24 protein-coding genes are annotated in these 26,017 nt (G+C 61.5%); 16 read left to right on the top strand and 8 right to left on the bottom strand.

Going from position 1 to position 26,017, the window contains the following annotated elements:
* Positions 1-26: 26 nt before the first annotated feature.
* The 4 genes from ilvD to ACERHN_RS11345 are packed head-to-tail and all read left to right on the top strand — an operon-like array spanning position 27 to position 3,618.
* A complete protein-coding gene (ilvD, locus tag ACERHN_RS11360) occupies positions 27-1,790 on the top strand; it encodes a dihydroxy-acid dehydratase (protein WP_415919140.1) in 1,764 nt (587 codons plus the stop codon).
* Positions 1,771-2,409, top strand: a complete 639-nt coding sequence (locus ACERHN_RS11355; RefSeq protein ID WP_415919139.1) for a hypothetical protein — start codon at positions 1,771-1,773, stop codon at positions 2,407-2,409. Before ilvD ends, ACERHN_RS11355 begins: the two co-directional genes overlap by 20 nt.
* Positions 2,410-2,462: 53 nt before the next feature.
* The gene (locus ACERHN_RS11350; protein WP_415919138.1) at positions 2,463-3,236 is read left to right on the top strand and encodes a DUF6478 family protein; all 774 of its coding nucleotides are present in this window, start codon (positions 2,463-2,465) and stop codon (positions 3,234-3,236) included.
* Between the two features lie 13 nt (positions 3,237-3,249).
* A complete protein-coding gene (locus tag ACERHN_RS11345) occupies positions 3,250-3,618 on the top strand; it encodes a hypothetical protein (protein WP_415919137.1) in 369 nt (122 codons plus the stop codon).
* 3 nt (positions 3,619-3,621) lie between these two features.
* Here ACERHN_RS11345 and ACERHN_RS11340 read toward each other — a convergent pair whose 3' ends face one another.
* Genes ACERHN_RS11340 through ACERHN_RS11330 form a run of 3 tightly spaced genes read right to left on the bottom strand, consistent with a single transcriptional unit; the run spans position 3,622 to position 6,286 of the window.
* Positions 3,622-4,452: a class II fructose-bisphosphate aldolase gene (locus ACERHN_RS11340; protein ID WP_415919136.1), complete on the bottom strand. Its 831-nt coding sequence runs from the start codon at positions 4,450-4,452 to the stop codon at positions 3,622-3,624.
* A complete protein-coding gene (locus ACERHN_RS11335) occupies positions 4,449-5,291 on the bottom strand; it encodes a 5-deoxy-glucuronate isomerase (protein WP_415919135.1) in 843 nt (280 codons plus the stop codon). Before ACERHN_RS11335 ends, ACERHN_RS11340 begins: the two co-directional genes overlap by 4 nt.
* An 11-nt stretch (positions 5,292-5,302) precedes the next feature.
* Positions 5,303-6,286 (bottom strand): PfkB family carbohydrate kinase, encoded by a 984-nt coding sequence (locus tag ACERHN_RS11330; protein WP_415919134.1) that lies wholly within the window; start codon positions 6,284-6,286, stop codon positions 5,303-5,305.
* A 95-nt stretch (positions 6,287-6,381) separates the two neighbouring features.
* On the opposite strand from ACERHN_RS11330, the gene ACERHN_RS11325 reads away from it, so the two are divergent.
* The gene (locus ACERHN_RS11325) at positions 6,382-7,485 is read left to right on the top strand and encodes a Gfo/Idh/MocA family protein (protein WP_415919133.1); all 1,104 of its coding nucleotides are present in this window, start codon (positions 6,382-6,384) and stop codon (positions 7,483-7,485) included.
* 12 nt (positions 7,486-7,497) lie between these two features.
* Positions 7,498-8,634 (top strand): Gfo/Idh/MocA family protein, encoded by a 1,137-nt coding sequence (locus ACERHN_RS11320; protein ID WP_415919132.1) that lies wholly within the window; start codon positions 7,498-7,500, stop codon positions 8,632-8,634.
* Between the two features lie 54 nt (positions 8,635-8,688).
* On the opposite strand, the gene ACERHN_RS11315 is transcribed toward ACERHN_RS11320, so the two are convergent.
* The 5 genes from ACERHN_RS11315 to ACERHN_RS11295 form a co-directional block, all read right to left on the bottom strand.
* On the bottom strand, positions 8,689-9,684 hold the full coding sequence (locus tag ACERHN_RS11315) for a LacI family DNA-binding transcriptional regulator (RefSeq protein ID WP_415919131.1): 996 nt from the start codon (positions 9,682-9,684) through the stop codon (positions 8,689-8,691).
* 76 nt (positions 9,685-9,760) lie between these two features.
* Positions 9,761-10,540, bottom strand: coding sequence for an IclR family transcriptional regulator (locus ACERHN_RS11310; protein WP_415919130.1), 780 nt, complete (start codon positions 10,538-10,540; stop codon positions 9,761-9,763).
* A gap of 9 nt (positions 10,541-10,549) precedes the next feature.
* A complete protein-coding gene (locus tag ACERHN_RS11305; RefSeq protein WP_415919129.1) occupies positions 10,550-11,908 on the bottom strand; it encodes a TRAP transporter large permease in 1,359 nt (452 codons plus the stop codon).
* Positions 11,905-12,576 (bottom strand): TRAP transporter small permease, encoded by a 672-nt coding sequence (locus tag ACERHN_RS11300; RefSeq protein WP_415919128.1) that lies wholly within the window; start codon positions 12,574-12,576, stop codon positions 11,905-11,907. Before ACERHN_RS11300 ends, ACERHN_RS11305 begins: the two co-directional genes overlap by 4 nt.
* A 152-nt stretch (positions 12,577-12,728) precedes the next feature.
* On the bottom strand, positions 12,729-13,961 hold the full coding sequence (locus tag ACERHN_RS11295; RefSeq protein WP_415919127.1) for a TRAP transporter substrate-binding protein: 1,233 nt from the start codon (positions 13,959-13,961) through the stop codon (positions 12,729-12,731).
* Positions 13,962-14,070: 109 nt separating this feature from the next.
* Here ACERHN_RS11295 and ACERHN_RS11290 point away from each other — a divergent pair, with 109 nt between their 5' ends.
* The 10 genes from ACERHN_RS11290 (at position 14,071) to tssG (ending at position 26,008) form a co-directional block, all read left to right on the top strand.
* Positions 14,071-15,675, top strand: coding sequence for a GMC family oxidoreductase (locus ACERHN_RS11290; RefSeq protein ID WP_415919126.1), 1,605 nt, complete (start codon positions 14,071-14,073; stop codon positions 15,673-15,675).
* Positions 15,676-15,821: 146 nt separating this feature from the next.
* Positions 15,822-16,415 (top strand): DUF6931 family protein, encoded by a 594-nt coding sequence (locus tag ACERHN_RS11285; protein WP_415919125.1) that lies wholly within the window; start codon positions 15,822-15,824, stop codon positions 16,413-16,415.
* A 37-nt stretch (positions 16,416-16,452) separates the two neighbouring features.
* Complete coding sequence (tagH, locus tag ACERHN_RS11280; protein ID WP_415919124.1) at positions 16,453-17,946, top strand: type VI secretion system-associated FHA domain protein TagH; 1,494 nt, start codon at positions 16,453-16,455, stop codon at positions 17,944-17,946.
* A gap of 24 nt (positions 17,947-17,970) precedes the next feature.
* Positions 17,971-19,530: a type VI secretion system ImpA family N-terminal domain-containing protein gene (locus tag ACERHN_RS11275; protein WP_415919123.1), complete on the top strand. Its 1,560-nt coding sequence runs from the start codon at positions 17,971-17,973 to the stop codon at positions 19,528-19,530.
* Between the two features lie 256 nt (positions 19,531-19,786).
* Positions 19,787-20,347, top strand: coding sequence for a type VI secretion system contractile sheath small subunit (tssB, locus tag ACERHN_RS11270; RefSeq protein WP_415919122.1), 561 nt, complete (start codon positions 19,787-19,789; stop codon positions 20,345-20,347).
* 33 nt (positions 20,348-20,380) lie between these two features.
* Positions 20,381-21,871: a type VI secretion system contractile sheath large subunit gene (gene tssC, locus ACERHN_RS11265; protein ID WP_415919121.1), complete on the top strand. Its 1,491-nt coding sequence runs from the start codon at positions 20,381-20,383 to the stop codon at positions 21,869-21,871.
* 47 nt (positions 21,872-21,918) lie between these two features.
* Complete coding sequence (locus tag ACERHN_RS11260; protein ID WP_415919120.1) at positions 21,919-22,404, top strand: Hcp family type VI secretion system effector; 486 nt, start codon at positions 21,919-21,921, stop codon at positions 22,402-22,404.
* 76 nt (positions 22,405-22,480) lie between these two features.
* Positions 22,481-23,086, top strand: coding sequence for a type VI secretion system baseplate subunit TssE (tssE, locus tag ACERHN_RS11255; protein ID WP_415919119.1), 606 nt, complete (start codon positions 22,481-22,483; stop codon positions 23,084-23,086).
* Between the two features lie 4 nt (positions 23,087-23,090).
* Entirely contained in the window at positions 23,091-25,010 is a 1,920-nt protein-coding gene (gene tssF, locus ACERHN_RS11250; protein ID WP_415919118.1) for a type VI secretion system baseplate subunit TssF, read from the top strand.
* Positions 25,007-26,008: a type VI secretion system baseplate subunit TssG gene (gene tssG / locus ACERHN_RS11245; protein WP_415919117.1), complete on the top strand. Its 1,002-nt coding sequence runs from the start codon at positions 25,007-25,009 to the stop codon at positions 26,006-26,008. The genes tssF and tssG overlap by 4 nt, the downstream gene beginning before the upstream one ends.
* Positions 26,009-26,017: the final 9 nt, after the last annotated feature.

Here is a 26,017-nt window from a genome sequence, read left to right as displayed (position 1 = left end):
CAACGCGTTTCCAGGGAGAGACCCAGATGCTCAAAGGCAAGTTCGACAAATCCAAGCTGCCCAGCCGTCATGTGACCGAAGGCCCCGAACGGGCGCCGCACCGGTCGTACTACTACGCCATGGGAATGACCGAGGAGGAAATCCACCAGCCCCTGATCGGTGTGGCCACCTGCTGGAACGAAGCGGCCCCCTGCAACATCGCGCTGAACCGTCAGGCACAAGCGGTCAAGATGGGCGTGAAATCTGCCTATGGCACACCGCGTGAATTCACCACGATCACCGTCACGGACGGGATTGCGATGGGGCACGAAGGCATGCGGTCGTCGCTGGCCAGCCGTGAGGCGATTGCCGATACGGTCGAACTGACGATGCGCGGGCACTGCTATGACGCGCTGGTGGGGCTTGCGGGCTGCGACAAATCCCTGCCGGGCATGATGATGGCGATGATCCGGCTGAACGTGCCGTCTGTGTTCCTCTATGGCGGATCGATCCTGCCGGGTCGCGCGCCCACCGGCGCGCAGGTGCCCGAGGCATATGCGGACCGTGACCTGACCGTGCAGGACATGTTCGAGGCCGTGGGTCACCAGCAAAACGGCACCATGACCGAAGCGGAGCTGGACGTGCTGGAACGCGTGGCCTGCCCGTCCGCGGGTGCCTGCGGCGGTCAGTTCACCGCCAACACCATGGCCTGCGTGTCCGAAGCCATCGGCCTTGCGCTGCCCAACTCCTCCGGCGCGCCCGCGCCTTACCAAAGCCGGGACCAGTACGCCGAAGCCTCCGGTGCGGCCGTCATGAACCTGATCGAAAAGAACATCCGCGCCCGCGATGTCTGCACCCGGCAGGCGTTCGAGAACGCGGCACGCGTCGTGGCCTGCACCGGCGGGTCCACCAATGCGGGCCTGCACCTGCCTGCCATGGCGCATGAGGCGGGCATTGATTTCTTCCTCGAAGACGTTTGCGAGATTTTCCGCGACACGCCATACTTCGTGGACCTGAAACCGGGTGGGCAATATGTGGCCAAGGACCTCTATGAGGTGGGCGGCATCTACGTGGTGATGAAGGAACTGCGCAAAGCGGGCCTGATCCACGAGGACTGCCTGACCGCAACCGGCTATTCCATCGGCGAAGAGCTGGACAAGATCGACCTCGAAGCGGACGGCCGCGTGATCTATCCCATCTCCGAACCGCTGACCAAGACGGGCGGCGTTGTCGGCCTCAAGGGCAACCTCGCCCCCGAAGGCGCCATCGTGAAGGTCGCAGGCATGGAGGCGCAGCATCAGCGTTTCGTCGGCCCCGCCCGCGTTTTCGAATGCGAGCAGGATGCGTTCGAGGCGGTTCAGAAACGCGCCTACAAGGAAGGCGAAGTGATCGTCATCCGCAACGAGGGCCCCGCAGGCGGTCCCGGCATGCGCGAGATGCTGGCCACCACGGCGGCGCTTTCGGGTCAGGGCATGGGCAAGAAGGTGGCCTTGATCACCGACGGCCGCTTTTCCGGGGCGACGCGCGGGTTCTGCGTGGGCCACGTGGGCCCCGAAGCCTACAAGGGCGGACCGATTGCCCTGCTGCAAGACGGCGACATCATCACGCTCGATGCAATCAAGGGTGAGTTGAGCGTTGATCTCAGCGATGAAGACCTCGCGGAGCGCAAGGCCGCATGGGCCGGACCGCGCCAGACCATCTACGAAAGCGGTGCGCTTTGGAAATACGCGCAGCTGGTCGGGGACACGTACAAGGGGGCTGTCACGCATCCCGGCGCGCAGGCGGAACGCCATGAGTACATGGACCTCTAGGGTCTGCGCCGCGGCTCTGGGGTGCCTTGTCCTTGCCGGGTGCGAGGACGGGTTCCCCGTGCCCGGAACGCCATCAGACACCCTCACTGCCGAAGCCCTGCAGATCGCCCCGATGAGCCGCGGTGTCGTGACACTTGTCGCGCCACAGGGGTTTTGCATCGACCCAAGCAGCTTGCGCCAACGCTTTGCGCTGATGGCACGGTGCGACACGTTGGGCGCGCGTGTGCCCGAAGACGCGCCGCTGGCGCTGATCACGGTCACCACGGTCATTGGCACACCCGGCGGCACCGTCTCGGCCGATGCGTTGGGTGCGGCGTCTGAAACCGTTCTGGAACGGTCCGACGCCGACGGCGTGACCCTGATCCGGGTACAGGGCACGCCGCCCAGCCCGGATTTGCGCGACACCTACTGGCGCGGTGCCACAAAGATCGGGGGCGAGGTTGTGGGCATGGCGCTTTACGAGGCCCAATCCGGCAACGCCCTTGGCCCGCGCGCGCCGCGGTTGTTGCAACAAACCCTGCAGCGCACACAGGCGCAGTCCGCCGCGCGGGCGGACAATTCTGCAACGCCGCCCGACAATATCCCGCGGCGCGGGATGTTCGCCGGTTTATTTGAGTGAAACCTTTGGCATAGATAAACGCGCCGGACACAACCAAGGGCCGCAAAGAGCACATGGCAGGCAAGAGCATCAGTTTCATCGACAAGGTCGCGCATCGGCGTGCCATGCGCCGTTGGGCGCGCGCGGCGCGCAACGCCAGCGACACGGCCCTGAATGAACTGCGCGGCCACCGCAGTGCCGCCCGCCTACTGCGCACGCATCTCGACCGGTTGATCCACCGCGCGGACGAACGGCTGGCCCTGCCTGCCATCGGCTCCACCAGCTTTCCCAAGCCGCATAATGCCGATTGGTCGTGGCGTCCCGAACTGTGGCGCGGTCCACTGGCGCGGCCCGGCATATCTTCGGTCGAGACAAAATCCATGCTGGGCGACGAGGTCACGCTGTTTCACGACTGCGCCTTTTCGGAACTGACCTTGCGCCAGCTGCGCAATCTGCGCGAGGAAGACCTTGCCCCCTATGGCGTGCGGCTGGATGTTTTCAAATTCGACGGCTCGTTCCTGTCGCTTGTCGTGGACCTGCCCGCCGCTGCGATTGACGGGTTGAAGAAAACACACCTGATCGGCGTGAATGCCATCGTGGAGATGGAAAAGCCGCTGGAAATCTTTGCCCGGCTGAACATCCGACACGGACCCAACACCGAACAGATCGTGCGCGAGCTTCCCCTGAACGAAGAGGACGTGATGGTCGAATTCGACCTTGCCTACTCCAAGCTCAACGAACGCCGGGTTGAGCGGGCGTGGCTGGACCTGATCTTCGAAGGGCCCGAGATGAACCAGGTGACCTTGCGCGATTTGACATTCTCGCGTCGGCCGCGCGCGGCATTGTAACGGAGGCCGGCCCATGAGCACGCTGAAACTGACCCCGACCCGCATGCGTCACGGCATCTGGGAAGGCGCGATAGAACAGACCGGCAGCGGTGTGCCGCAAATCGCCGTGACGCATCTGGGCACCCCCGTGCCGGACGTCAACGTGACGGAACAGGGCGACGGCATGTGGTTGGTCCAGGTGCCGATCCCGGCCGAGGCGATTGCAGACGGGGTGCAGGTGTTTGTTCTGTCCGACACCACGGATGGCGAAAAGCTGGGCCATTTCACGTTGATCGCGGGCGAGGCACTGGGCGACGACATCCGCGTGGAAATGGAGCTGCTGCGCGCCGAGCTGGACATGCTCAAACGCGCGTTCCGCCGACACTGCGTGGAAACCGGCTGAGCCTCAGCCGCCCTTGAACCCGCGCAGCACGGTGCGGGTCGCCGCGACCAGCGGGTCATGCGTGTCCTTCATGATCTGCACCCGGTCAAACCGGTCCGGGTCGCTGTTCACCGCCGCGCGCAACGCATTGCCAAAGGCCATGCGCAATTCGGTGCCAATGTTGAACTTGCACACTTTGGACCCCTGCGACAGCATCTGCCGCTGCGCCAGCGGCACGCCAGACCCACCGTGAATGACAAGCGGTATGTCGGTCACCGCCTCGATCGCGCGAATACGCGCGACATCCAGCCCGTCACCCGCATCCTGTTGCAAATGCACGTTGCCCACGGAAATCGCCATGGCATCCACGCCGGTGTCTCGCGCGAATTGCGCAGCCTCGTCCGGATCGGTGCCGGCCGATTGTTCGCCCCCCGAATACCCGACAAACCCAATCTCACCTTCGCAGGACACGCCCGCCGCGTGGGCCATCTCCGCAATGGCCGCCGTTTCATCGATGTTTTCCGCCAAAGGCTTGCGTGACCCGTCGAACATCACGGAACTGAACCCGCTTTCGACTGCGATACGACACTCTTCCGCGGTGTACCCATGGTCCAGATGGGCCACGACCGGCACCGATGCCGCCTCGGCCAGATGCATGAACATCTTGCCCAGGATCGGGAGCGGCGTGTGCTCGCGGCAGGACGGCCCGGCCTGCAGGATCACCGGCACATCTTCGGCTTCGGCCGCCGCCACATAGGCCCGCATGTCCTCCCAGCCCAGCGTCACCAACCCCGCCACGGCATACCCGTCCCGCAGCGCCGGTTGCAGGGCCTGTTCCAACGTCACGAGGGTCATTTGAACTTGGCCACCATATCCATGATGCCGGGGATGGTGTGCAACTGATCGGCATGGCTCGGCTGGAAATACTGTTTCAGCGACCGCTGCGACAGCCCACCCAGAATGGTAAAGTAATACATCTCGTAGCCTGGCAGCACCGCGCAGGGGTGATAGCCCTTGTCGATCAGCATCGTTGAGCCATCCACGATGTGATAGGCGTCGCCCGCCTTGCCGTCCTCACGCTGGAGCATCTGCAAGCCCGACCCGTGGTTCGGCTTGAACCGGAAATTATACGTCTCGTCGTGGCGCGACTCTTCGGGGAGACGGTCGGTGTCATGCTTGTGGCTCGGAAACCCGGACCACCCGCCCGCACCCACGGTGAACAATTCAGACACCAGAAGGCGACCCACCTTGTCATGCTGGTTCGCACCGAGGATATGTTTGATCTTGCGGTGCGTCTTGGTGTCATCCGACCCGTATTGCACCCGGTCAATCCCGTCCTCGCGCACGTCGAACGGTTCCAGCACCTTGTCGTATTTTGCCCCGGCGATGAACACCTCTGCCGTGCTGGACACGCATGTCATCTGCGTGCGCGCGCCAACCGGCACATAAACACCCTCGGGCTCACCATCCCAGACGTCGACACCGCGATTGCCCAGATTTGCAAACGCCGCCCCGTCAACGTCCACATCCACCATGCCCGTCGCGGGCACGATGCAGGTTTCATACCCCGGCACCGCATAGTCAAAGACCTCACCCACCGTCAGCTTGACGATATTGAAATAGTTCAGCGGCACCAGATCATGGTCCACGTCCACGATCGGTTTATTGCCGTTGTCAAAAGGTGCGATATGCATGTCTCTCTCCTTCAGGTGCCCGTGGGGCCGGGATGATCGGCCAGAAAGGCGTCAAGCTGTGCGGTGTCGGGCATCGCAGGGGCGCAACCGGGCTTGGACACCACGATCGAGGCCGAGGCCGACCCGCGCAGCACCGCGTCGTGCAGTGAATGCCCCGCCGCCACCGACGCCAGCAGGCCGGATATAAAGCTGTCCCCGGCCCCGTTGGGTTTCACCGCCGTCACCGGATAGATGCCGGTGCGGATCTCCTTGCCATCGGCAAAGGTCACCGCGCCCTTTTCACCCATCTTGTAAATCACGATACGGCCCGGGCGTTGCGCAAGCTCGCGTGCCTTGTCGAGACCCTTTTCGATCCCGCCCGCCATGAACCCGAACTCTTCGTCATTGCCGACGATCATGTCGCTCGCCTCGCCCGCGCGCGACAGGACGTCGGCGGCAACCTCTGCTGATGGCCAGGAATAGGGACGGTAATCAATGTCAAAGATGATCGGTAAGCCCGCCGCCTTGGCATTGTCGAACGCGCGAAAGGTCGATCCACGCGACGGCTCGGACGCGAACACCGTGCCCGCCGTGACAAGCGCCGTGAACCGGTCATACGCGACCGTATCCACATCCGCGTCCGTCACCTGAAAATCCGCAGCACCATTGCGATAGATCACGTTCTGAAAATCCTCGATGCAGCTTTCATAGACCGCCAGCGAATTGCGATATTCGCCCCCGACCGACCGGACATAGGTGGTCTCCACCCCGTAATGCTGCAGCTTGTTGATGCAGAACCGACCGACGGCATCGTCCGAGACGGACGTCACCAGCGCCGCCTCCGACCCCAGCTTGACCAGGCCCGCGCACGTGTTTGCCGACGACCCGCCAAGGTCGGCGTGAAACGTATCGGCATGTTCCGATTTCGTGCCCACAGGGGCGGCAAACATATCCATGCCCGCCCGACCGAACACGACGAACCGGTTGCCCCGGATCCCATCCATCAATGCGCTCATGATCGCCTCCCCGCACTTCGCTCTTGCGAGAGGTGTAAACCCGCGCTAGTCATTTTGCAACCGGTTGCAAATCGGCTCTGAGGGAGGATCATACGATGACTGATATCGGTATCGGTATCATCGGCGGCGGCTATATGGGCAAAGCGCATTCCGTGGCCATGGCCGCCGTTGGCGCAGTGTTCAACACGGCGTTGCGCCCCCGGCTCGAGATGATCTGTGCCACGTCGGACGCCAGTGCCGAACGCTACCGCGCGGCCTACGGGTTTGCGCGTGGCACCGGCGATTGGCAGGTGCTTGTGAACGACCCAAGGGTCGAGGCGGTGGTCATCGCCTCTCCGCAGGAAACCCACCGCGCCATTGCCGAAGCGGCCCTTGCCCTGGGCAAGCCGGTCCTGTGCGAAAAACCGCTCGGTGCATCGCTCGCAGACGGCGCGGCCATGGTCGCCGCTGCCGAGGCCGCGGGTGTCACCAACATGATCGGGTTCAACTATATCCGCACCCCGGCCAGCCAATTCGCCAAATCGCTGATCGATGACGGCACGATCGGCGACGTCACGTGGTTCCGGGCGGAACACACCGAAGACTTCCTTGCCGACCCCGACGCCCCCGCCACGTGGCGCACCACAGGCATGGCAAACGGCACGATGGGCGATCTGGCCCCCCACATCGTGAATGCGGCCCTCGCCCTCATGGGTCCCATCGATCGCGTGATGGCCGAGGTGGAAACCGCCCACGCCACACGCCCCGGTGGTACCGTTACCAATGATGACCATGCCCAGATCATGTGCCGTTTCGCCAATGGTGTGATGGGCCACATCTATGCCAGCCGCATCGCGATGGGCCGCAAGATGGGATATGCCTACGAAATCGCGGGCACCAAGGGCGCGATCCGGTTTGACCAGGAGGACCAGAACGCCCTCTGGCTCTACCGCAACGAAGGGCCGGAGGCCACGCGCGGCTTCACCAAGATCCTGACTGGACCCGCGCACCCGAATTATGAACCCTTCTGTCAGGGGCCGGGTCACGGCACCGGGTATCAGGATCAGATCATCATCGAGGCGCGCGATTTTCTGCAAGCGATCCACACTGGCACGCCCATCTGGCCCACCTTCGCAGACGGGCTCGAGGTCAACCGCGTGATCGCCGCGGCACTGGCCGCATCGGACAGCAAGACCTGGCAATCCGTCAGCGATTTCTAAGAGGAACTCAGCATGCAAAAGCTCAAATGGGGCATGATCGGCGGCGGTGAGGGGAGCCAGATCGGCCCGGCCCACCGCCTTGGCGCATTGGCAGACGGTCACTTTGCGCTGACCGCAGGGGCGTTGGACGTCGATGCGGACAAGGGCCGCGCCTATGGCCAATCGCTGGGCATGGCACCCGACCGCGCCTATGGCAATTGGCAGGAGATGCTCGAAGGGGAACGCGGGCGCGACGACCGCATCGACCTCGTAACCGTCGCCACCCCCAACAGCACCCATTTCGAGATCACACGCGCCTTCCTCGAGGCCGGCTTTCACGTGCTCTGCGAAAAGCCGATGACCATGACCGTGGAAGAAGGCGAAGAAATCGTGCGAGTAGCCGAAGCCGCCGGTAAGATATGCGCCGTCAACTACTGCTATTCCGCGTATCCGATGGTGCGCGAGATGCGGCACATGGTGGCCAGCGGAGACATCGGCAAGGTCCGCCTCGTCGTCGCCAACTTCAGCCACGGCCACCACGGCGATGCCACCGACGCCGACAACCCCCGCGTCCGCTGGCGCTATGACCCCGCGATGGCAGGCGTGTCCGGCCAGTTCGCGGATTGCGGTATCCACGCCATGCACATGGCCAGCTTCATTGCGGGTGACGAGGTCGAAACCCTGTCCGCAGACTTTGCCTCTACCATACCGTCCCGCACGCTCGAAGACGACGCCATGGTGAATTTCCGGATGTCAGGCGGAACTGTCGGGCGGCTCTGGACATCCTCGGTCGCCATCGGGCGGCAACACGGGTTCGACATTCAGGTCTTTGGCGAAACCGGCGGCCTCCGCTGGGCCTCTGAACAACCGAACCAGGTGCTTTACACGCCCGTCGGCGGACGCAGCCAGATCATGGAAAAGGGCGAAGCAGGCCTATCGGACGCAGCCAGCAGCCTGAGCCGGGTGGCCATCGCCCACCCGGAAGGCTTCCCGCTGGCTGTCGCCAACATCTATGTGGATCTTGCTGCCGCCATCCGGGGCACGGCACGTGACGCCTTGCCCACCGCACCGGACGGCCTGCGCTCCATCGCGGCCATCTATGCCGCCGTCGCCTCTGCCAGGGACAATGGCGCCTGGACCGATGCACGTCCGCCGATGTATCGCAGGTGATGGCTTCTTCTGGCCCAAAATACCACGGGGTCTGGGGCAGCGCCCCAGTCTACCTCATGGAACTGGGCGCAACGTCCCGCGTTCCACCAACTCACAGCTGAACACGCGCATGTCCGGCACCTCGCCTTCGCCGGACAACATCGCCTCCATCACGCCAACGGAGGCTGTCACGATCTCCTTGATCGGCTGTCGGATCGTGGTCAGGCCAATGTTTTCCCACCCCGCCATCTCCATGTCATTGAGCCCGATGATACCGATATCACCCGGCACGGACAGCGCGCGGTCCCGTATGGCCGACAGCGCACCGATGGACAGCACATCGTCACCGCAAAAATACACCTCCGCCGGGCCCCGATCCAACAAGCGCAGCATCTCTGCCCGGCCCGCGTCAAAGGAATAGGCGGATGCGTAACTGTGGGTGAACGTCACGCCGCGCCGTTCCAGCACCGACCGAAACCCGGCCAGACGATCCTGCGTAGACGTGGCCGTTTCCGGCCCGCCCAGAAATCCAATCCGGGTATAACCGCGCGCCAGCAGCGCCTGCGCTGCCATCCGGCCGCAGGCAACATTGTCGATGCCCACCACATGCACCCGCGGCGCGCCGGACAACCGGCCAAAGGCGTGCACCACCGGAACCCCGCTGTCCTGAAACGCCTGTGCAAAACTCACCGGCAGGGTCGAGGAGGCGACCACGACACCATCCACCGAATATTGCTGCAGCATCCGCACGGAGTGCTCCGGGTCCGTTTCTTTCGACAGGTTCACCAGGAGCGGGCGCAAGCCGCTGTCCTGTAATGCACGGGTAAACAGGTCAAAAACCTCGAGGAAAATCGGGTTGCGAAAATTATCGGAGACGAGCCCGATCAGCTTGGTGCGCCCCGTAGTCAGGGATGAGGCAAGCGCATTGGGCCGGTAGCCCAACGCCTGCGCTGCCTCTTCCACCTTGCGGCGCATCTTGTCCGACACGGACGCGCCATCCGTAAATGTTCGCGACACCGCAGACCGCGATACGCCCGCGCGGGCGGCGACGTCTTTCAATGTGGCGGCCATGCAATCCCTTTGGAACAGTTCACGGCACCAGACTGCCCGAGCGCCTTCGGACCTGCAACCGGTTGCAAACCGGCGCCTATCCGATGAGCAACTCTTCCAGCCGTCGTGCTGCCTCGCGCAGCTTGGGCAGACCGGCCGCAAGGCTGTCGATATCGTGCCGCTGCTTGGGCGCGTGCACGGACAGGGTTGTCAGCAATCGGCCCTGATCATCACAAATGGGAATGGCAATCGCGGCCATGCCTTCCATGAATTCCTCATCATCCGCGGCATAGCCACGATCCGCCGTGTCCCGCAGCATATGTTTGAGCCGCACAGGATCGGTTTCGGAATTGGCCGTGCGCTGTTCCAGCGGAACGGAGGCCAGCAAACGGTCCTGCGTTTTCGCGGGCAGTGCGCTGAGATACATCTTGCCGCTGGCGGTACAGTGGAACGGGACCTGCGACCCGATGGGCAGCTGGATCCGCAACGGCCAATGTGTTTCCACGCGGTCAAGATAGACCATCCCGTCACGTCCGGGTGCTGCCAGGTTACAGGTCTCGCCCAAGTCTTCGGCCAGATCACGCATGACCCGCAACCGTTCGGTGCGCACCCGTTGCGAGGACAGGGTATTGGTTGCCAGTTTGCGCATGCGCCAGCCGGGACCATAGGACCGGCCATCGAGGCTGCGTTGCAAATACCCTTCGGTTTCGGCGGTTTGCAGCAGACGGTGAACGGTCGGCTTGGGCAAGCCCAGAAGCTTGCCCAGTTCGCTCGGCAGCACGGGCACCCCTGCCCGCGCTACCTCTTCCATGAGGACGAGCAAGCGCAGGTTCGTGGGGATTTTCTCCGCCGCGTCTGGCTTGAGGTCGTCAGGCATGGTGTCAGCTTACCTTTCCGGCAACAGGAACAACGCCAGATCAGGGGTCAGCGAAACGATGATCCAAACTGACAGCAGCGCGAACAGATATGGCACGGTATAGCGCAACAGCCGGAAGTAAGGAACGCCCGTCACACCCGACGCCACGTAGAGGTTCAGACCATAGGGCGGCGTCACAAAGCCGATGGATGCCCCCACAAGGAAGATCACCGCAAAGTGGATCGGATCGACACCCACGCTGGCCGCAATCGGCGCGAGGATGGGCGCAAGGATGATCGTCACGGGCAGTGATTCCAGAACCATGCCGCAGATGAAGACAATGGCCATGGCCGTGAACAGCACGGGGTAATAGCCACCCATCGACGTCACAAAGTCACCGATCACCTGCTGCGCTCCCAGAAGCGACAGGATCTGCTGCATCACCACAGAGATCGCGATCAGCGGTGCAAGGATGCCCGTGATCTGCGCCGACCGCATGACGATGCCGGGGATTTGCGGGATGGTGAACCCTTCGACCACCAGCATCGAGGCCGCCGATCGTTCGGTCCATTCCTTGGTCTGGTCCATCTTGAAGAGCGAGCTGACAACCCAGCTGAGCACACCAACGATGATGCCAAAGCCCACGGTCACGCCCGCCGCCTCTGTGGGCGAGAACTTACCGGTGTAGATGCCCCAGAGCACAAGCCCGATCGCAAAAAACCCGAGCCAGGCGCCGAGCGCCGTCTTGAACACGCGGAACGGGTTCAGCGCGATCAGGTAGCCCCAGCCATTGCGCCAGCAGATGATGAAACAGGCCAGCATCATGCCCAGAACCATGAGCGAGCCGGGGATGATCCCCGCCACGAACAGATCCGAGATCGGAAGGTTCATCAAAAAGCCATAGACGATAAAGATGATCGACGGTGGGATAATGATCCCAACCGTACCGCCCGCCGCCGCGGTGGCCGCGGAAAAGCGTTCGTCATATCCACCCTTGACCATTTCCGGGTGCAGCATCGACCCGATGGTCGCGGTTGTGGCCGAGTTCGACCCCGAGATCGCCGCAAAAAGCCCGCAGGCTGCAAGCGACGCCATGGCAAGACCGCCACGGATCCAGCCAAGGCAGGCATAGGCAAAGTCACTGAGACGTCGGGCAATGCCGGACCGGTTGATCAGGTCGCCGGTCAGGATAAAGAGCGGCATCGCCAGAAGTGCAAAGCCGTCGGTGAACACGTCCTGCAACGCAGCACCCATGTTCAGGAGCTGAAGCTCAAGCACAAAGGACATCCCGATCACCCAGTAGGCGATGACCAGAAACACCGGGACGCCCATCATGAACAGGATCGTCACGGCAACAGAGATCAGCGTGATAATGGTTGGATCGCTCATGCGTCACCTCCGATCACGGCGGCTTCGATCATCTCGTCACCGTTGCGGAATTTCTTGATGTCCGCCGACAGGTTTTCGAAAACGCGGGCGGTCAGAAGGATGAATGCGATGGGCACGGTGCCGAGGAACCACCACTGCATCACGTTGTCGGTGCCCAGCATGATGGCAAAGTTCGCCGCTGCCCGGACGGTTTCCTGCGCCGTCGTGACGATCACGATCCACGCGAACCCGAACCACAGGACCGCATCAAGGATCAGCAGGCCAAGCTGCACGCCACGCGGCGCGACCTTGCGGAATTCGGCAAAGGCGAGGTGCGTGCGCAGCTTGACGTTATAGCTGCACCCGACCCACGTCATGATGAGGAACAGGAACGGCGGCAGGGTGGTCGACCATGCCGGTTGTCCGCTGAGGTAGAACCGCTGGATGACGCCGGCAAAGATGATGTAGCCGATGGCGAGATAGGCCACGACCATCACCGCCGGTTCAAGGTTGCGTTCGATGAACGGAACCGCGCGGTAGATCGCGGCCACGACGAGGCCGCCAACAAGTGTCGCGATGAACCCAAGGGGCCACATGCCTGAATTGCCGCGCAAGGCGCTCTGCAACTCGAACGAGTCGCCTGTCATCAGGGCGGCGATGATCTCGCCCATACCCGTGATCATTTCCATGCTGCACCCTCCCTCGTGCGTGCTGTTTCCGATCCGGCGTTATTTTCTGTCCGGGATGCGGAAATCCATGCCGCGGTTACGCGGCATGGATCTTGATCCCCGGCGGCATGCGCCGGGGCCTCTTTTTGTAAGATATCCGCTTGCTGTGCGGATCAGCCTTTCCACCAGCGGCGGGGTTCGACGTTTTCGGCCAGGGTGATGTCGTGCTCGCGCACGGTGTTGTAGATTTCCTGGTACGTGTCGATGCCACCGGCCCAGCCGTTGATCCGCTCGCGCCACTGCTCCCACAGCTGCGGTTGGAACTCGGGCGAACACTGCTCTTCGGCCTTCTTGATTTCGGCGTCGGAGAGTGCGGCCACGCGCACGTTGTTCTGGGCAAAGATGGTGTCCGGACCCTGATGCGGGTGCGAGAAACCAACAGTGTTGACCAGAGCAGCCTCGTTTGCGGCCTGCACGTGCACCTGTGTCAGGTACGATGCTTCCATCACGGCATCCTGCAACTCACCGCCCAGCTTGTCGAAGCTCGCGGCGTTCATTGCGGTATGCTCTGTGCCGCAGAAGAAGCGCAGGTCCACACACTGGCTGACCACGGGCGACATGTTGGCGTATGCCACGGCCGAAGCCCATGTTTCCGCACCGTCGATCAGGCCCTGCTTCAGACCGTCGAGCGTTTCTTCCCATGCGACGGGCACAGGGTTCAGACCCAGGGCGTTCATCGCAATCCGGCCCAGCTGTGTACCGGTCACGCGGTTCTTGGTGCCGCGCAGCTGGTCGATGCTGGTGACGGTATCCTTGTCCTGCCAGGACAGACCCAGCTGGATGCCGCGCAGTTCTGCGTGGGTGAACAGGAACTTCAGACCGTGACGCTTTTCGAAGGGGTCACGGAGGACTTCCTGCGATTTGGGGTGGTACATGAAGTAGTACTGATCGGCACGGCTGCGGAACATGTACGCATAGTCGAGCACGTTCAGATAAGGCGCACCACCGGCAGAGTTCTGTGTGGACGCCGCATAGATGTCGACGATGCCTTGCTGCGCTTTCTCAACGCAGGACAGCTGGCCACAGATTTGGTTGTTGCCGATGAATTCGACCCGGATCTCACCGTCTGTCCGCTCTTCGAGATCGCGGGCAAATTCGAGACAACCGGCACGTTCAATCAGCAGGTTTTGCTGGTTAAAGCCCGCAGCGCCGAACTTCAGCACGTGCTTGGCTTCTTTTTTGAAGCGCTTGTTGTAGGTCGATTCCGCAGCAGAGGCGAGATTCGCGAGGCTCATCGCCCCACCGAACGAACCCGCCGCCAAAAGCGTCGAGCTCAACCCGTAAGTTCCTGCTACGCGGAACAAATCCCGCCGGGAAATCCCGCTCAGGTTTTTCGTCAGCTTCATTGCATTCCTCCCTGTTTGCAATTATTGAGACGTTTTGTTTCAAAAAACGCTAGAGTATTTTATTCAATCTGCATAGGCTTTTTTCACAGCATACACGCGGGAGGGTGAAATGGAGGCAGATTTTATCGTGATCGGCGCGGGCTCGGCGGGCTGCGTGATCGCAAACCGCCTCAGCGCCGACCCGAAGAACAAAGTCGTACTGCTCGAAGCGGGGGGGCGCGACCTCAACCCGTGGATCCACATCCCGGTTGGATACTTCAAGACGATCCATAACCCGAGCGTGGACTGGTGTTATAAAACGGAGCCTGACCCGGGACTGAATGGGCGTTCCATCGAGTGGCCGCGCGGCAAGGTGCTGGGCGGCTCATCATCGCTGAACGGCCTGCTCTATGTACGGGGACAGCCGCAGGACTACGACCGGTGGGCGCAGATGGGCAATCGCGGCTGGGGCTGGGACGATGTTCTGCCGCTCTTCAAACGGTCCGAGAAAAACGAACGTGGCGCGGATGAATTCCACGGGGATCAAGGCAACCTGTCGGTGTCCAACATGCGTATCCAGCGGCCCATCACCGATGCCTGGGTCGCCGCGGCGCAGGCCGCCGGGTACAAATTCAACCCCGACTACAACGGTGCAGAACAGGAAGGCGTGGGCTTTTTCCAGCTGACGGCACGCAATGGGCGCCGGTGTTCGTCTGCCGTGGCGTTCCTCAACCCGGTCAAAAGCCGCGATAACCTGACCATCGTCACCCATGCGCAGGTCGAAAAGCTGGAAATGGACGGGCGCAAGGTCACTGGTGTGTCGTATCGCGACCGGGCGGGCACGTGGCACACGGTCAACGCCAGCAGGGAGGTCATCCTGTCCGGCGGCGCGATCAATTCGCCGCAGCTTCTGATGTTGTCGGGCATCGGAGAAGCCGCACAGTTGCAGGAACATGGCATCGAGGTGGTGCAAGACCTGTCCGGTGTGGGCAAGAACATGCAAGACCACCTGCAAGCGCGGCTGGTTTACAAATGCAACGAACCCACTCTGAACGACGAAGTGTCGAGCCTGTTTGGTCAGGCCAGGATCGGGCTGAAGTACCTGATGTTCCGCGCAGGTCCCATGACCATGGCGGCGAGCCTTGCCACCGGGTTCATGAAAACCCGTGATGACCTTGAGACACCGGACATTCAGTTCCACGTGCAGCCGCTGTCGGCGGAGAACCCCGGCAAGGGCGCGGACCCGTTTTCCGCCTTTACCATGTCGGTCTGCCAGCTGCGCCCCGAATCAAAGGGGGAGATTCGCCTGCAGAGCAAGGATGGTAGAACCTATCCCAAGATCATCCCGAACTACCTGAGCACCGAAACGGACTGCCGCACCATTGTCGAAGGCGTGAATATCGCGCGGCGCATTGCACGGCACGCACCGCTCACGTCCAAGATTTCCGAGGAATACCGGCCGCACGCGGATCTGCCGATGGATGATTATGACGCCACGCTCGACTGGGCGCGGAACAATACGGCGTCGATCTACCATCCCACCGGCACCTGCAAGATGGGCAGTGACAAAACGGCGGTGGTCGATGATCGGCTGCGGGTGCACGGCATCACCGGGCTGCGCGTTGCCGATTGTTCGATCATGCCGGAAATCGTGTCGGGCAACACCAACGCACCGGCCATCATGATCGGCGAAAAAGCCTCTGAACTGATCCTCGAAGATGCGGCCAGCGGCTGAGAGAAGGCCAGATAAGTGTTGCAACCCGTCCCAACCGGCACCCTGACGACATAAAATTTCGTCTAAACGGGGCTTTGGCGGTCTTTGGTGAGTTGACGCACGCCCTTGGCTTGCGCACAGTTGCGGGGCATTTGAGGAAGGCTGTTATGACTGTCACCAGCGACGATACGGAACAGGATCGTACGATACCGCCGCTGCGCGCCCTGCGATTTGACCGACCCGCAGATTTGTATCACGAGATTCCAGAAGTAGGCGGGTTCACCAAACACCGCCCGAACGAAGACGAAGACGCGCTCAGTTTCTTTGAACGACTGCGCGCCTCGACCACCCCCGAAGACGCGATCACCTATACCGCGTTTGCGACCGAACCACAGATGTCGATCGGCTGGGGTGTGGAGGCGATCCGGGTGTCACTGCCGGATCTGCCCCCCGATGAATTGCAGCTGATGAGCTGGATCAGCCAATGGCTGGACCATCCCAGTTCAGAAAACCGCTGGCGGACGATGCAGGTCGCGCTTTTTGCGCCGCGCCGGTCGGCGACGGTCTACCTGGGCCTGGCTGTGGGATGGTCGGGCGGCGCGCTTGCCCCCAACGATCCCGTGTCCGTCCCGGAATGGCGGTCACCCAAGGCGGTCAATGCCGCGATTTTACGCGCTTTGGGTCAGGTTGGCCTCGAACAGCGGTCAGTTTGTCTTGCACGGGTGCTGGACCTCGCCGCCGGGTTGTTTAGGGTGTATTGAGCCCAAAACCTTGCACCACACGGGATTCTTGTAAGCGATGACCACGCTGACGTTGCGCATCGAAAATCATGCGACGCTGGATAACGGCGGCCCTGTGTCTTTGACCCTTGATGGTAAAGGCGCGCAGATCGGCCGCAAGGCGGGCAATGATTGGGTCCTGCCCGATCCGTCGCGCCATATCTCCGGGCACCACTTCGACATCAATTTCGAGGGCGGGCAGTACATGCTGACCGACGTGTCGAGCAATGGCACGTTCCTGCATGGTGAACGGTATCGCATTGATGGAACGCATCAGATCGCAGATGGCGACCGGTTCACCGTCGGGCACTATATCATATGCGCACAGATCTCCGCCGAGGCCCCGGTTGCGGTTACGGACCCGCCGGCGCCGGCCATGCCGGAGCCTGCACCGGTGCCCCCCGCCTTTGCCCAGACGCCAGAGCCCGCGCCTGCGGCACCCGAACCTGCGCCCACCCCGGCTCCGATGGATGAATTCGACGATGTCTGGGGCGACATTGGCGGCGGCGACAGCGGGGGCGGTGGTTTGCAGGCCCCGCCCGGTGCGCAGGCGCTGACACCGGACCCTTCGGCAGGTGTGCAGGCACCGACACCCTACAGTCCCGACGCACAGGGCGCGGGCGGCGCAGCGGCGCAACAGCCTGATTTCAGCCGCGTCACAGCGGCACCGGGCGTGGCCCCCACAACGCCGCCGCAATTTGCAATTCCCGGTTCCGGCTCGATTTCGCAACCACCTGCATTTGGAAACGCTGCGCCAGAGCCACAGCCCGTGCCCGAACCGATCCCGGCACCGCCACCCCCCATGCCCGCAGCACCCGTTGCCCCGGCTCCGGTCCCGGCCGAACCCATTGGCTCGGAAGGGTTTGGCATTGGCCAACCTGCGGCACCTGTTCCCGCCTATCCCCCCGCAGCAGGGGCCGCGCCCCAGGGGGCCGCGAGCGGCGGTGCGGATGCGTTCCTGCGCGCCTTCATGGAAGGCGCCGGGATCACCGACACCGCGCAGTTGCAGATGCCGCCCGAACAGCTGGGCCGCATTCTGGGACAGGTCGCACGGGTCGGCACCAATGAATTGATGCGCATGTTGCAGGACCGCGCTGCCGTCAAACTCTTTGTCAGCAACGAAGACCGGACGATGCGCGTGGCCACGGGCAACAACCCGATGAAGTTCATGATCGACAGCGATCAGGCGTTTGAGGCGCTGTTCCTGAAACCGCGCGACGGGTATCTGACCGGCGCGGACGGCTTTGAAAATGCGCTGAGCGATATTCGCCGTCACCAGGCAGCCGTCATTGCCGCGCTGCAACCGGCGCTGGCCGAGATGCTGGGTGGCCTGTCACCCGACGACATCGAAAAGGACACCGGCGGCGGCATCATGGGCGGTGGCGCACGCAAGGCGTGGGACGAATTCACCAAACGGTGGGAAGCGCGGGCAGCCCAAGGGGAAAACGGGATGCTCGACGCATTTATCAAGGCGTTTTCGCGCCATTACGCGGATGCGCTGCGCAAGATGTAAGGTGCTGACGGGGGGAGTTGGGACATGAGTTTGGACTGGATCAAGACACCGGTCACGCAGGACGAGCCAAGTGGGCCGGACCTGTGGATGGACGACGACCCGGAATTCTCTGAATACTACTTTGATGCGCAGGGACGTCTGCCCGAGGCGGATGATTACGTCAAACTCGGGCTCGAGATGGGCAGCGGTGGCAAGGCCGAGGACCAGATCTTTGACCCGAAATCCGTCAACCTGACCGCAGAACTGACCCAGATTGACGCGCTTTTGAAGCGCACCCGCGATGCGCGTCTTTTGACATTGCGGGCGCAGTGGTCTGCGCTGGCCGGAAACACGGAGGTGCTGGCGGAAAGCGTGATCGCCATGGCCGACCTGCTCGAAGAGATGCCGGAACACGCGCATCCCGGTCTCGAAGATGGGCCCGCCGACCGGCTTGAGGCGATCAACGACCTGACGCAGGTCGGCGCGATGATCCTGCCGCTGCGCTATCTCGACATTGCCAATTCGGGCGCTTCGCGTCGGCGCATGATGGTGGTGCATGGCGAGGTCACGCCGCATGACGGCGAAGATGATCTGACCGTGGACGACATGGTCGCCAACCTGATTGACCGAGGCGAGGAAACCGAGATTGTCCACGGGCACCTCACCACCGTGCTCGAAGCGATCAAACGCATTCAGACCGCATGTCTGACGGCAAGCAAACCCCATACGCCGCAACTGCAGAACCTTGTGACCGAAGTCGAAGCCGTTCTGGCGGTGATTGCGTCGGCAAACCCCGAGCTTGCCTCTGACGATGGGGACGAGGACGAAGATACCGGCGGCCCCGTCGCAAGCGGTGGCGCGGCCAGTGGTCCGGCGCCGGTCGCCACGGACGTCAAAGACCATGATGAGGCGCGCAAACGCCTTGTCGCGGTCGAGACCTATTTCGGCCTCAAGGAACCCTCCTCTGCTTGCGTCCTGCTGGTGACACAGGCGCGGTTGCTGATCGGGAAATCCCTGATTGATGCGTTCGATATCCTCGCGCCGAATTCGGCAGACCGGGCCAAGGTGGATTTCATCTCGGACAATGGCTTTGCCCTTGCGCACCACCAGTTGCGCAACCTCGCGGATGAGGTGCTGATCGAAGAGGTGGAGGAGCCGGAGCCCGAGCCGGTTTGGGAACCTGAACCGGAGCCAGAGCCGGAACCCGAGCCAGAGCCGGAACCCGAGCCAGAGCCGGAACCGGAGCCCGAAGTTGAGCCAGAGGGCGAGGAGGGTGCGGAAGCGGATGCAGATGCAGATGCAGACGAGGTTCAGGATGCAGAAAGTCCCGTCGAGGAAGAAGAGCCGGAACCAGAACCCGAGCCTGAACCCGAGCCGGAGCCAGAGCCCGTTCCGCAACCTGCACCAGCGTCCCCGCCGGAACCCGAGGTCTTTATCGTGCGCGACGCCGCCGAGGCCGGCGCTCAGATCAAAGCGGTCGAAACATATTTCAGAACGGTCGAGAAATCGTCACCGATCCCCATGTTGCTCACCCGCGCCCGCAGTTACATCGGCAAGGATTTCGAAGCGCTGCTGCGCGAATTTGTCCCCAAGTCAGACTATTGAACCTTTCGGCGCGCGTGAGACATCGATTCACCGCGCCATACATTTTTTTTCGCGGAATCCGCAAATTCTCTTTGGAAACAGACGAATAATCCGGCACCATCCGTGTTGTTCAGGGTAAGACCTGACAATACCGGGGTGAACGAGAATGAAAATTGCTAAACAACTGATTCGCAAAATGTCAATGGCGCGATTCAACCATTGAATGATCGTGAGCACCACTGCACCTTAACATCAAGTTTTTTCGGGAGTTTCCAACATGGCATCTGATACCGGCACGGGCCACATTCGCCGCAATCGCCCGCCGCGCGTTCACATTGCTTATACCGACCCCATCGACTCGGAAAAGAACGTCGAACTGCCCTTCGTGATGGGCATCATGAGTGATCTGTCGGGTAACAACCCCGGCAAGGAAAAAGCGCCGGTTGAACAGCGCGAGTTCGAAAAGGTCACAATGCACACACTCGACAGCTATATGTCGCAAAAGATCCAACCCGGTGTGTCCATGATGGTGGACAACAAGTTGAAGGACGGCGACGGCCAGAAAATGGGCGTGAACCTGCGCTTCAACTCGATGGACGATTTTGAGCCAGCCAACATCGCACGCCAGGTGCCTGCGTTGAATGAATTGCTCACCGCCCGCCAACAGCTTGCTGACCTGCTGTTGTACATGACGTCGAAACCGAAAGCTCAGGAGCAGATCAAGGAGCTGCTGAACGATCCGGAGAAGCTGAAGGTCCTGGCCGAACAAGCCAAGGCAGAAGCCGACGCCAAGAAAGCCGCAGAAGAAGCGGGTCAACCAACAGACGGCGACGCGTAAGCGTTCCGGGTTCACTTATTGGGGAGTGAAATAATGGCTGAAGAAGCACAGGTCCAAAGTGGAGAGCAGGGCGCGCTGAGCGAACTGGATGATTTCTCCGCAATCCTGAAACAGACGATCAATCCGACGACAGAAAACGCCGAGCGTGCCATTGATAACGCGCTGAGCACTGTGGTCACCACCGCGATGGCCGACCAGAGCCTGATCGACGAGGACGTGATCGACACGATCAACGCGATGATCGCCGGGCTCGACCAAGAGCTGAGCGCGCAGATCAACGAGATTTTGCACAACGAAGAGTTCCAGACGGTCGAATCGTCCTGGCGTGGTCTGGCGTATACGCTGAACAACTCCGAAACCGGCGCATCCCTTCAGTGCGAGGTGCTCAACACCTCCAAGAAGGAACTGGCCGGGATGATGAAGCGCTATCCCGGTGCAAAATGGGACCGCTCGCCGCTCTATCGTCAGATTTACGAGCGCAAGATCGGAACATTGGGCGGTGACCCGATGGGTGCGGTCATGGGTGACTTCTACTTTGACCATTCGCCTGCGGATGTTGCACTGCTGACGTCCATGTCGAAAATCGCCGAAGCGTCGCTGGCTCCGTTCCTGTCGTCCGCCGCCCCGCGTCTGCTGGGTCTGGACAGCTGGAACGAACTGTCGAACCCGCCGGACGTAGAAGAACTGTTCACCGCGTCGGACTATGCCGGTTGGAACAGCCTGCGTGAAAGCGAAAACGCCCGCTTCCTCGGCCTGACGCTGCCACGTGTCCTGGCCCGCGAACCCTACGGTCCCGAAAGCACGATGACCGTGGACGAATTCAACTTCACCGAAGAGACCGATGGTCACAAGGGCGAGAAGTATTCGTGGATGAACGCGGCACACGCAATGGCCGTGAACATCAACCGCGCGTTCAAGGAACACGGCTGGACCGTGCGTATCCGCGGCGTGCAGTCGGGTGGTGAAGTGGCACAGCTGCCGACACACCACTTTGACACCGGTTCGGGCGAAAAAGACCTCAAATGCCCCACAGAAGTCAGCATTGATGACCGCCGCGAAGGCGAGCTCAGCAAGGTGGGTCTGTTGGGTCTGGTGCACCGCCAGAACACGGACAAGGCCGTGTTCCTGGGTGGTCAGTCGCTCTACAAGCCGAAAAGTTACGTCGATCCAGAGGCAACAGCGTCCGACAACATGTCGTCGCGCCTGCCCTACATGTTCGCCGTGTCCCGGTTCAGCCACTATCTGAAAGCGATGATCCGCGATCAGATCGGTTCGAGCAAGGACAAGGACCAGATCCGTCAGGACCTGCAAACGTGGATCGACCAGTATGTCACTCTCAACCCGCAAAACGCATCGGAAAAGGAAAAGGCCGAAAAGCCCCTTGCCGATGCCAAGGTTGAGGTTGTCGAGGATGAACTGAACCCCGGTTACTATATGGGCAAGTTCTTCCTCAAACCGCACTTCCAAATGGAAGGCATGGATATCGGGATGAGCCTGGTGTCCAAAATACCCCCGCCCAAATAATGGGTAACCCTTCTCTTCACCACACCGTTTGATCAAGGAGATAGATCATGGCAGTCGATATTTTCCTCCACCTGGACAAAATCAAAGGCGAGTCGGTTGACGACAAATACGCCGGTGAAATTGACGTCCTTCAGTGGTCCTGGGGCATGTCCCAGTCCGGTACAACGCACCTCGGGCCAGGCGGCGGCGCCGGCAAGGTCAACGTGCGTGACCTGACAATGACCAAGTATGTGGACATGGCCACACACGAGCTGCTCAAAGCTTGTGCCAAAGGCACCCACATCGCAGACGGTTTCCTCGTCGTGCGCAAAGCGGGCAACGTGCCGCTGGATTACTTCCGCGTCGACATGACCGACATCATGATCTCGTCCTACGAGACAGGTGGTTCGGGTGACGGCATGGACCGCATCATGGAAACCGTGACACTGAACTTTGCCAAGTACAACGTGACATACGCGTCGCAAAAAGCGGACGGCTCGAAAGGCCCCGAAGGCAAAGCTGGCTTCGATATCGCCAAGAACAAAGAAGCTTAATCCAAGCTTCGACCCATGCGGTCCGGGATTTCCCGGGCCGCATTTTTGCATTTTACCAAGGCCTTGATACGCTCACATGGCGTCCCGTTCATCTACCTCCAATGCGTCGCGACAACGCGCCAACCGCAAGGTGCATGAACGCTCGCGTATCTCTTTGCTGGACGTCTTTCGCCAGTCTTTTCGCGAACATGATTCCGGTGCCACCAGCACCTCCGAGGTTGAGGCCGGTGGCCTGAACACCGTCAACAACGTCTCCGGCCGGTCCAATGCACGTCGCCTTGGCGTGGATGAGGACACCCTGCGCGACCATGTGCGCGAACATCTGGCCACGCTGATGAATACCATTCGTCTCGATGCGTCCATTGACCTCGACGACGTGCCCAATGTGGCCCAATCCGTGGTGAATTACGGGTTTCAGGACCTCAGCAACCTGACCCGCACCGAACTCACCGGGCATTCCATCGCCAAGTCGATCAAGCAATCGCTGAGCGATCATGAGCCGCGTCTGGTGAAAAACAGCATCGACGTCAAAGTGCAGGTGATGGAAGGCGATGATTACCAACGGGTCGCCGTGCACGTGTCTGCCGATCTGATCGCCGATCCCGCTGACATTCCTGTCGAATTCAGTGCTGACGTGGACACAGGAGCGGGTAAAGTCGTCCTGAACGCAGGACGAATCTGACTCCATGAAACAGGCCTTCAAAGACTCCTATGAACGCGAGCTTTTGCTGCTCAAGGAGCGTGCAGCACTGTTTGCCAAGGATTATCCGGGATTGGCCGACCGTCTTGGTGGCCTGCTGGAGGAAAACCTCGATCCGTCGATTGCGGGTCTGCTCGAAGGGTCCGCCTTTCTGGCGGCGCGGGTGCAGCTGAACATTGATCAGCAGTTCCGCACCTTCTCAACAGAGCTTCTGGAGCAGGTGTGCCCCGAGATGTCCGCGCCCATTCCGGCCGCGATGCTGGTGCAGGGACACACGCCGGAAAAGCCTGCCGAAATTGCCAATGGCCGTACGATCCCGTCCGGCTCCTATATCGAGGCAACCTTTACCGAAGCGACACGCCGCATCGCCTGTCGCTTCCGGCTGGCCGAACCGATGACGTTCTGGCCGATCAAGATTGCCGGCGCGGACTATCACGGAACCGCCACGCCGATGAACGCGCTTGGCTGCGACGGGCCGGGGTTGGAAAGCGCGGGCGCGCGGACCGCTGCGGGGTTGGTCGTGACGCTCGAACGCACCGATGGCCAACCGCTCGACGGGTTCAAGGCGGACGTGTTGCCGATCCATTTCACCGGACCGCAGCAAGAGGCGATGTCGCTTTATGCCCAGGTCTTTGGCCGCCTGACCCGCGCGTCCCTGCGGTGGGAGGACAAGGGCGGCACACCGATCTTTCACAACATCCCGCTGGATGAAATCGAACAGATCGGGTTTGACGGTGACCACCCGCTTTATGGCCGTGATGAACGGCTTTTCCCGGGCATCAGCACGTTGCTGGAATACTTCTCTTTTCCGCGCAAGTTCATGGGTTTCCGCATCCGGAACCTCCAGCATCACACGAAGCGGATCGAAACCACGTCGGCGCAGCTGGTGCTGGAATTCGACGCGCCCGACAAACATCTGACGACGCATTTCGCATCCGAGAACCTCGCGCTGTTCTGCGCACCTGCCGTGAACCTGTTCGAGGACGACGCCAAGCCGATCACGCTCGACAATCGCGCGCATCAGATGCCGGTGTCTCCGAACCGCACGCCAGGCACCCATTTCGAGGTGCAGCGCATCCTGAACGTACGCGCGCAATATGACGCCGCCCGGGACAAGGTGGATGTGCAGCCGCTCTACGGCATTCCGCCGGTGGGCAGTGCCCCCCGTGAGACACTGTATTACACCTACAACCGCCAGCGCCGCGGGCTCAGCCAGTCCGAACGCCGCGTGGGTGGCACGCGGTTCCGCTATGAGGGGACCGAAACGTGGATCACCTTCTATGAGCCGCCAGAGGCGGAGCAGGCCAATCTGCTTTTCGTGAAGACCTTGTGTTCCAACCGGCACCTGCCCGAAGTGCTCCCGATGAGCGAGGCGACCTTTCACCTGCTGGATGACCGTATCATCACGCTCAAGCCGCAGGTCGGGCCAACCAATCCGCGAGAGGCCGTGGCGGAACTGGAGGCAGAAGGGCCGCACAGGATGTCCTCCGGGGACAATTACTGGCGGCTGATCTCGCTCATCTCGCTCAGCTATCGTGGGTTTATCGGTGCAGATGGCACCGGCAATGTCGAAGCGCTGCGTGAAGTGATGCGGCTGTTTTCCGACGTGTCGGACCAGCTGACAGAGGCGCAGATCGGCGCGCTCAGCGAGGTCAGCGCCCGCCCCCGCACCCGGACGATCCAGCGCCCCGACGGCTTCCACCCCGCACGCGGTATGGAGATCACGCTGAAATTTGACGAGGACCTCATGGACACGTCCATGATCCTCACCCTCAGCGCAGCGCTCGACCGGTTCCTGGCCGATTACGCCGCGGTGAACACGTTCACGCAATGTGTCGTCACGAATTCCAAGAACAACGTGCTCAAGGTCTGGCCACCGCGCGGCGGTTCAGGACCGCTTCTGTGAACGCCAAGACCGAAGAGGAGCGCAAGGCGCGCCGCGAGACCTGGGGATTTCTTCAGGCGATGCGATACCTTGAACGGCGCGCGGGCAAGAAACCCCGCATCGGTCAAAGCCGCCGGTTGTCTCAGGACATCGTTGATATGGGGCAGGACCCCTATACCGGATTCGCCTATGACGAACTGAGCGAGATTGACGTCGATGCAAAGAAACCGCGGGTCAGGCCCCGCTTTCTTGGCTTTTTCGGCCCGTTCGGCCCCCTGCCCCATTCCATCACCCGCGAGGTGGACCGTTGGGTGCGCAATGGCGACAATGCCTTTGTCCGCTTTGCCGACATCTTTGTGGTGCGATTCCAGCAGCTGTTTTACCGCGCCTGGTCCGATGCACGGCCCATCACGCAATATGATCACCCTTCGGGCGGGGAATTCCCGCGGTTGCTGCGCGCCCTGACTGGGGATGCGCATGCATCGTTCGATGGCATTGCACCGGTCAATGATGTTGTGCGCCTGCGCTATACCTCGCTGGGCATGGACCGGGTGCGCAGCCCTGTGCGCCTGCGCCAGATGCTGCGGGCACATTTCGGTGTGGCGGTGCGGCTCGAAGAGTTTGTGACCGGCTGGCTGGAATTTGCGCCAGAAGACCGGTCAATGATGGGCCTGCAGGGCATGAGGCTTGGGCAGGACCTGCGCATTGGTCAACGTGCGCCCTCCATCAGTGAAAAAATCGTGCTGCACGTCGAATGCGACACGATTGATCAATATCGCAGTTTTCTGCCCGGCCGCGATCGCCAGGCGGAACTCAAGGATCTCGTTCTGGGCTATCTGGGGGCCTTTTTCGAGATAGACGTGGCGCTTTGGCTGCCGCGGTCCGAAATTGCGCCTGCGCGATTGGGGACAACCACAGAGTTGGGCTGGACCAGTGCCATGCCCTTGAGCCAAGGTGGCGACGTACAAAACGCGCTCGTCCGGGCGACACAATATAAAATTTCGATGGAAATTTCTTAAACGGGGGAT

It is taken from the genome of Tateyamaria rhodophyticola, assembly GCF_047777875.1.
Taxonomy (GTDB): Bacteria; Pseudomonadota; Alphaproteobacteria; order Rhodobacterales; family Rhodobacteraceae; genus Tateyamaria.
Note: the sequence above shows the minus strand (reverse complement) of the source record. Positions and strands in the feature narration are given on the sequence as shown.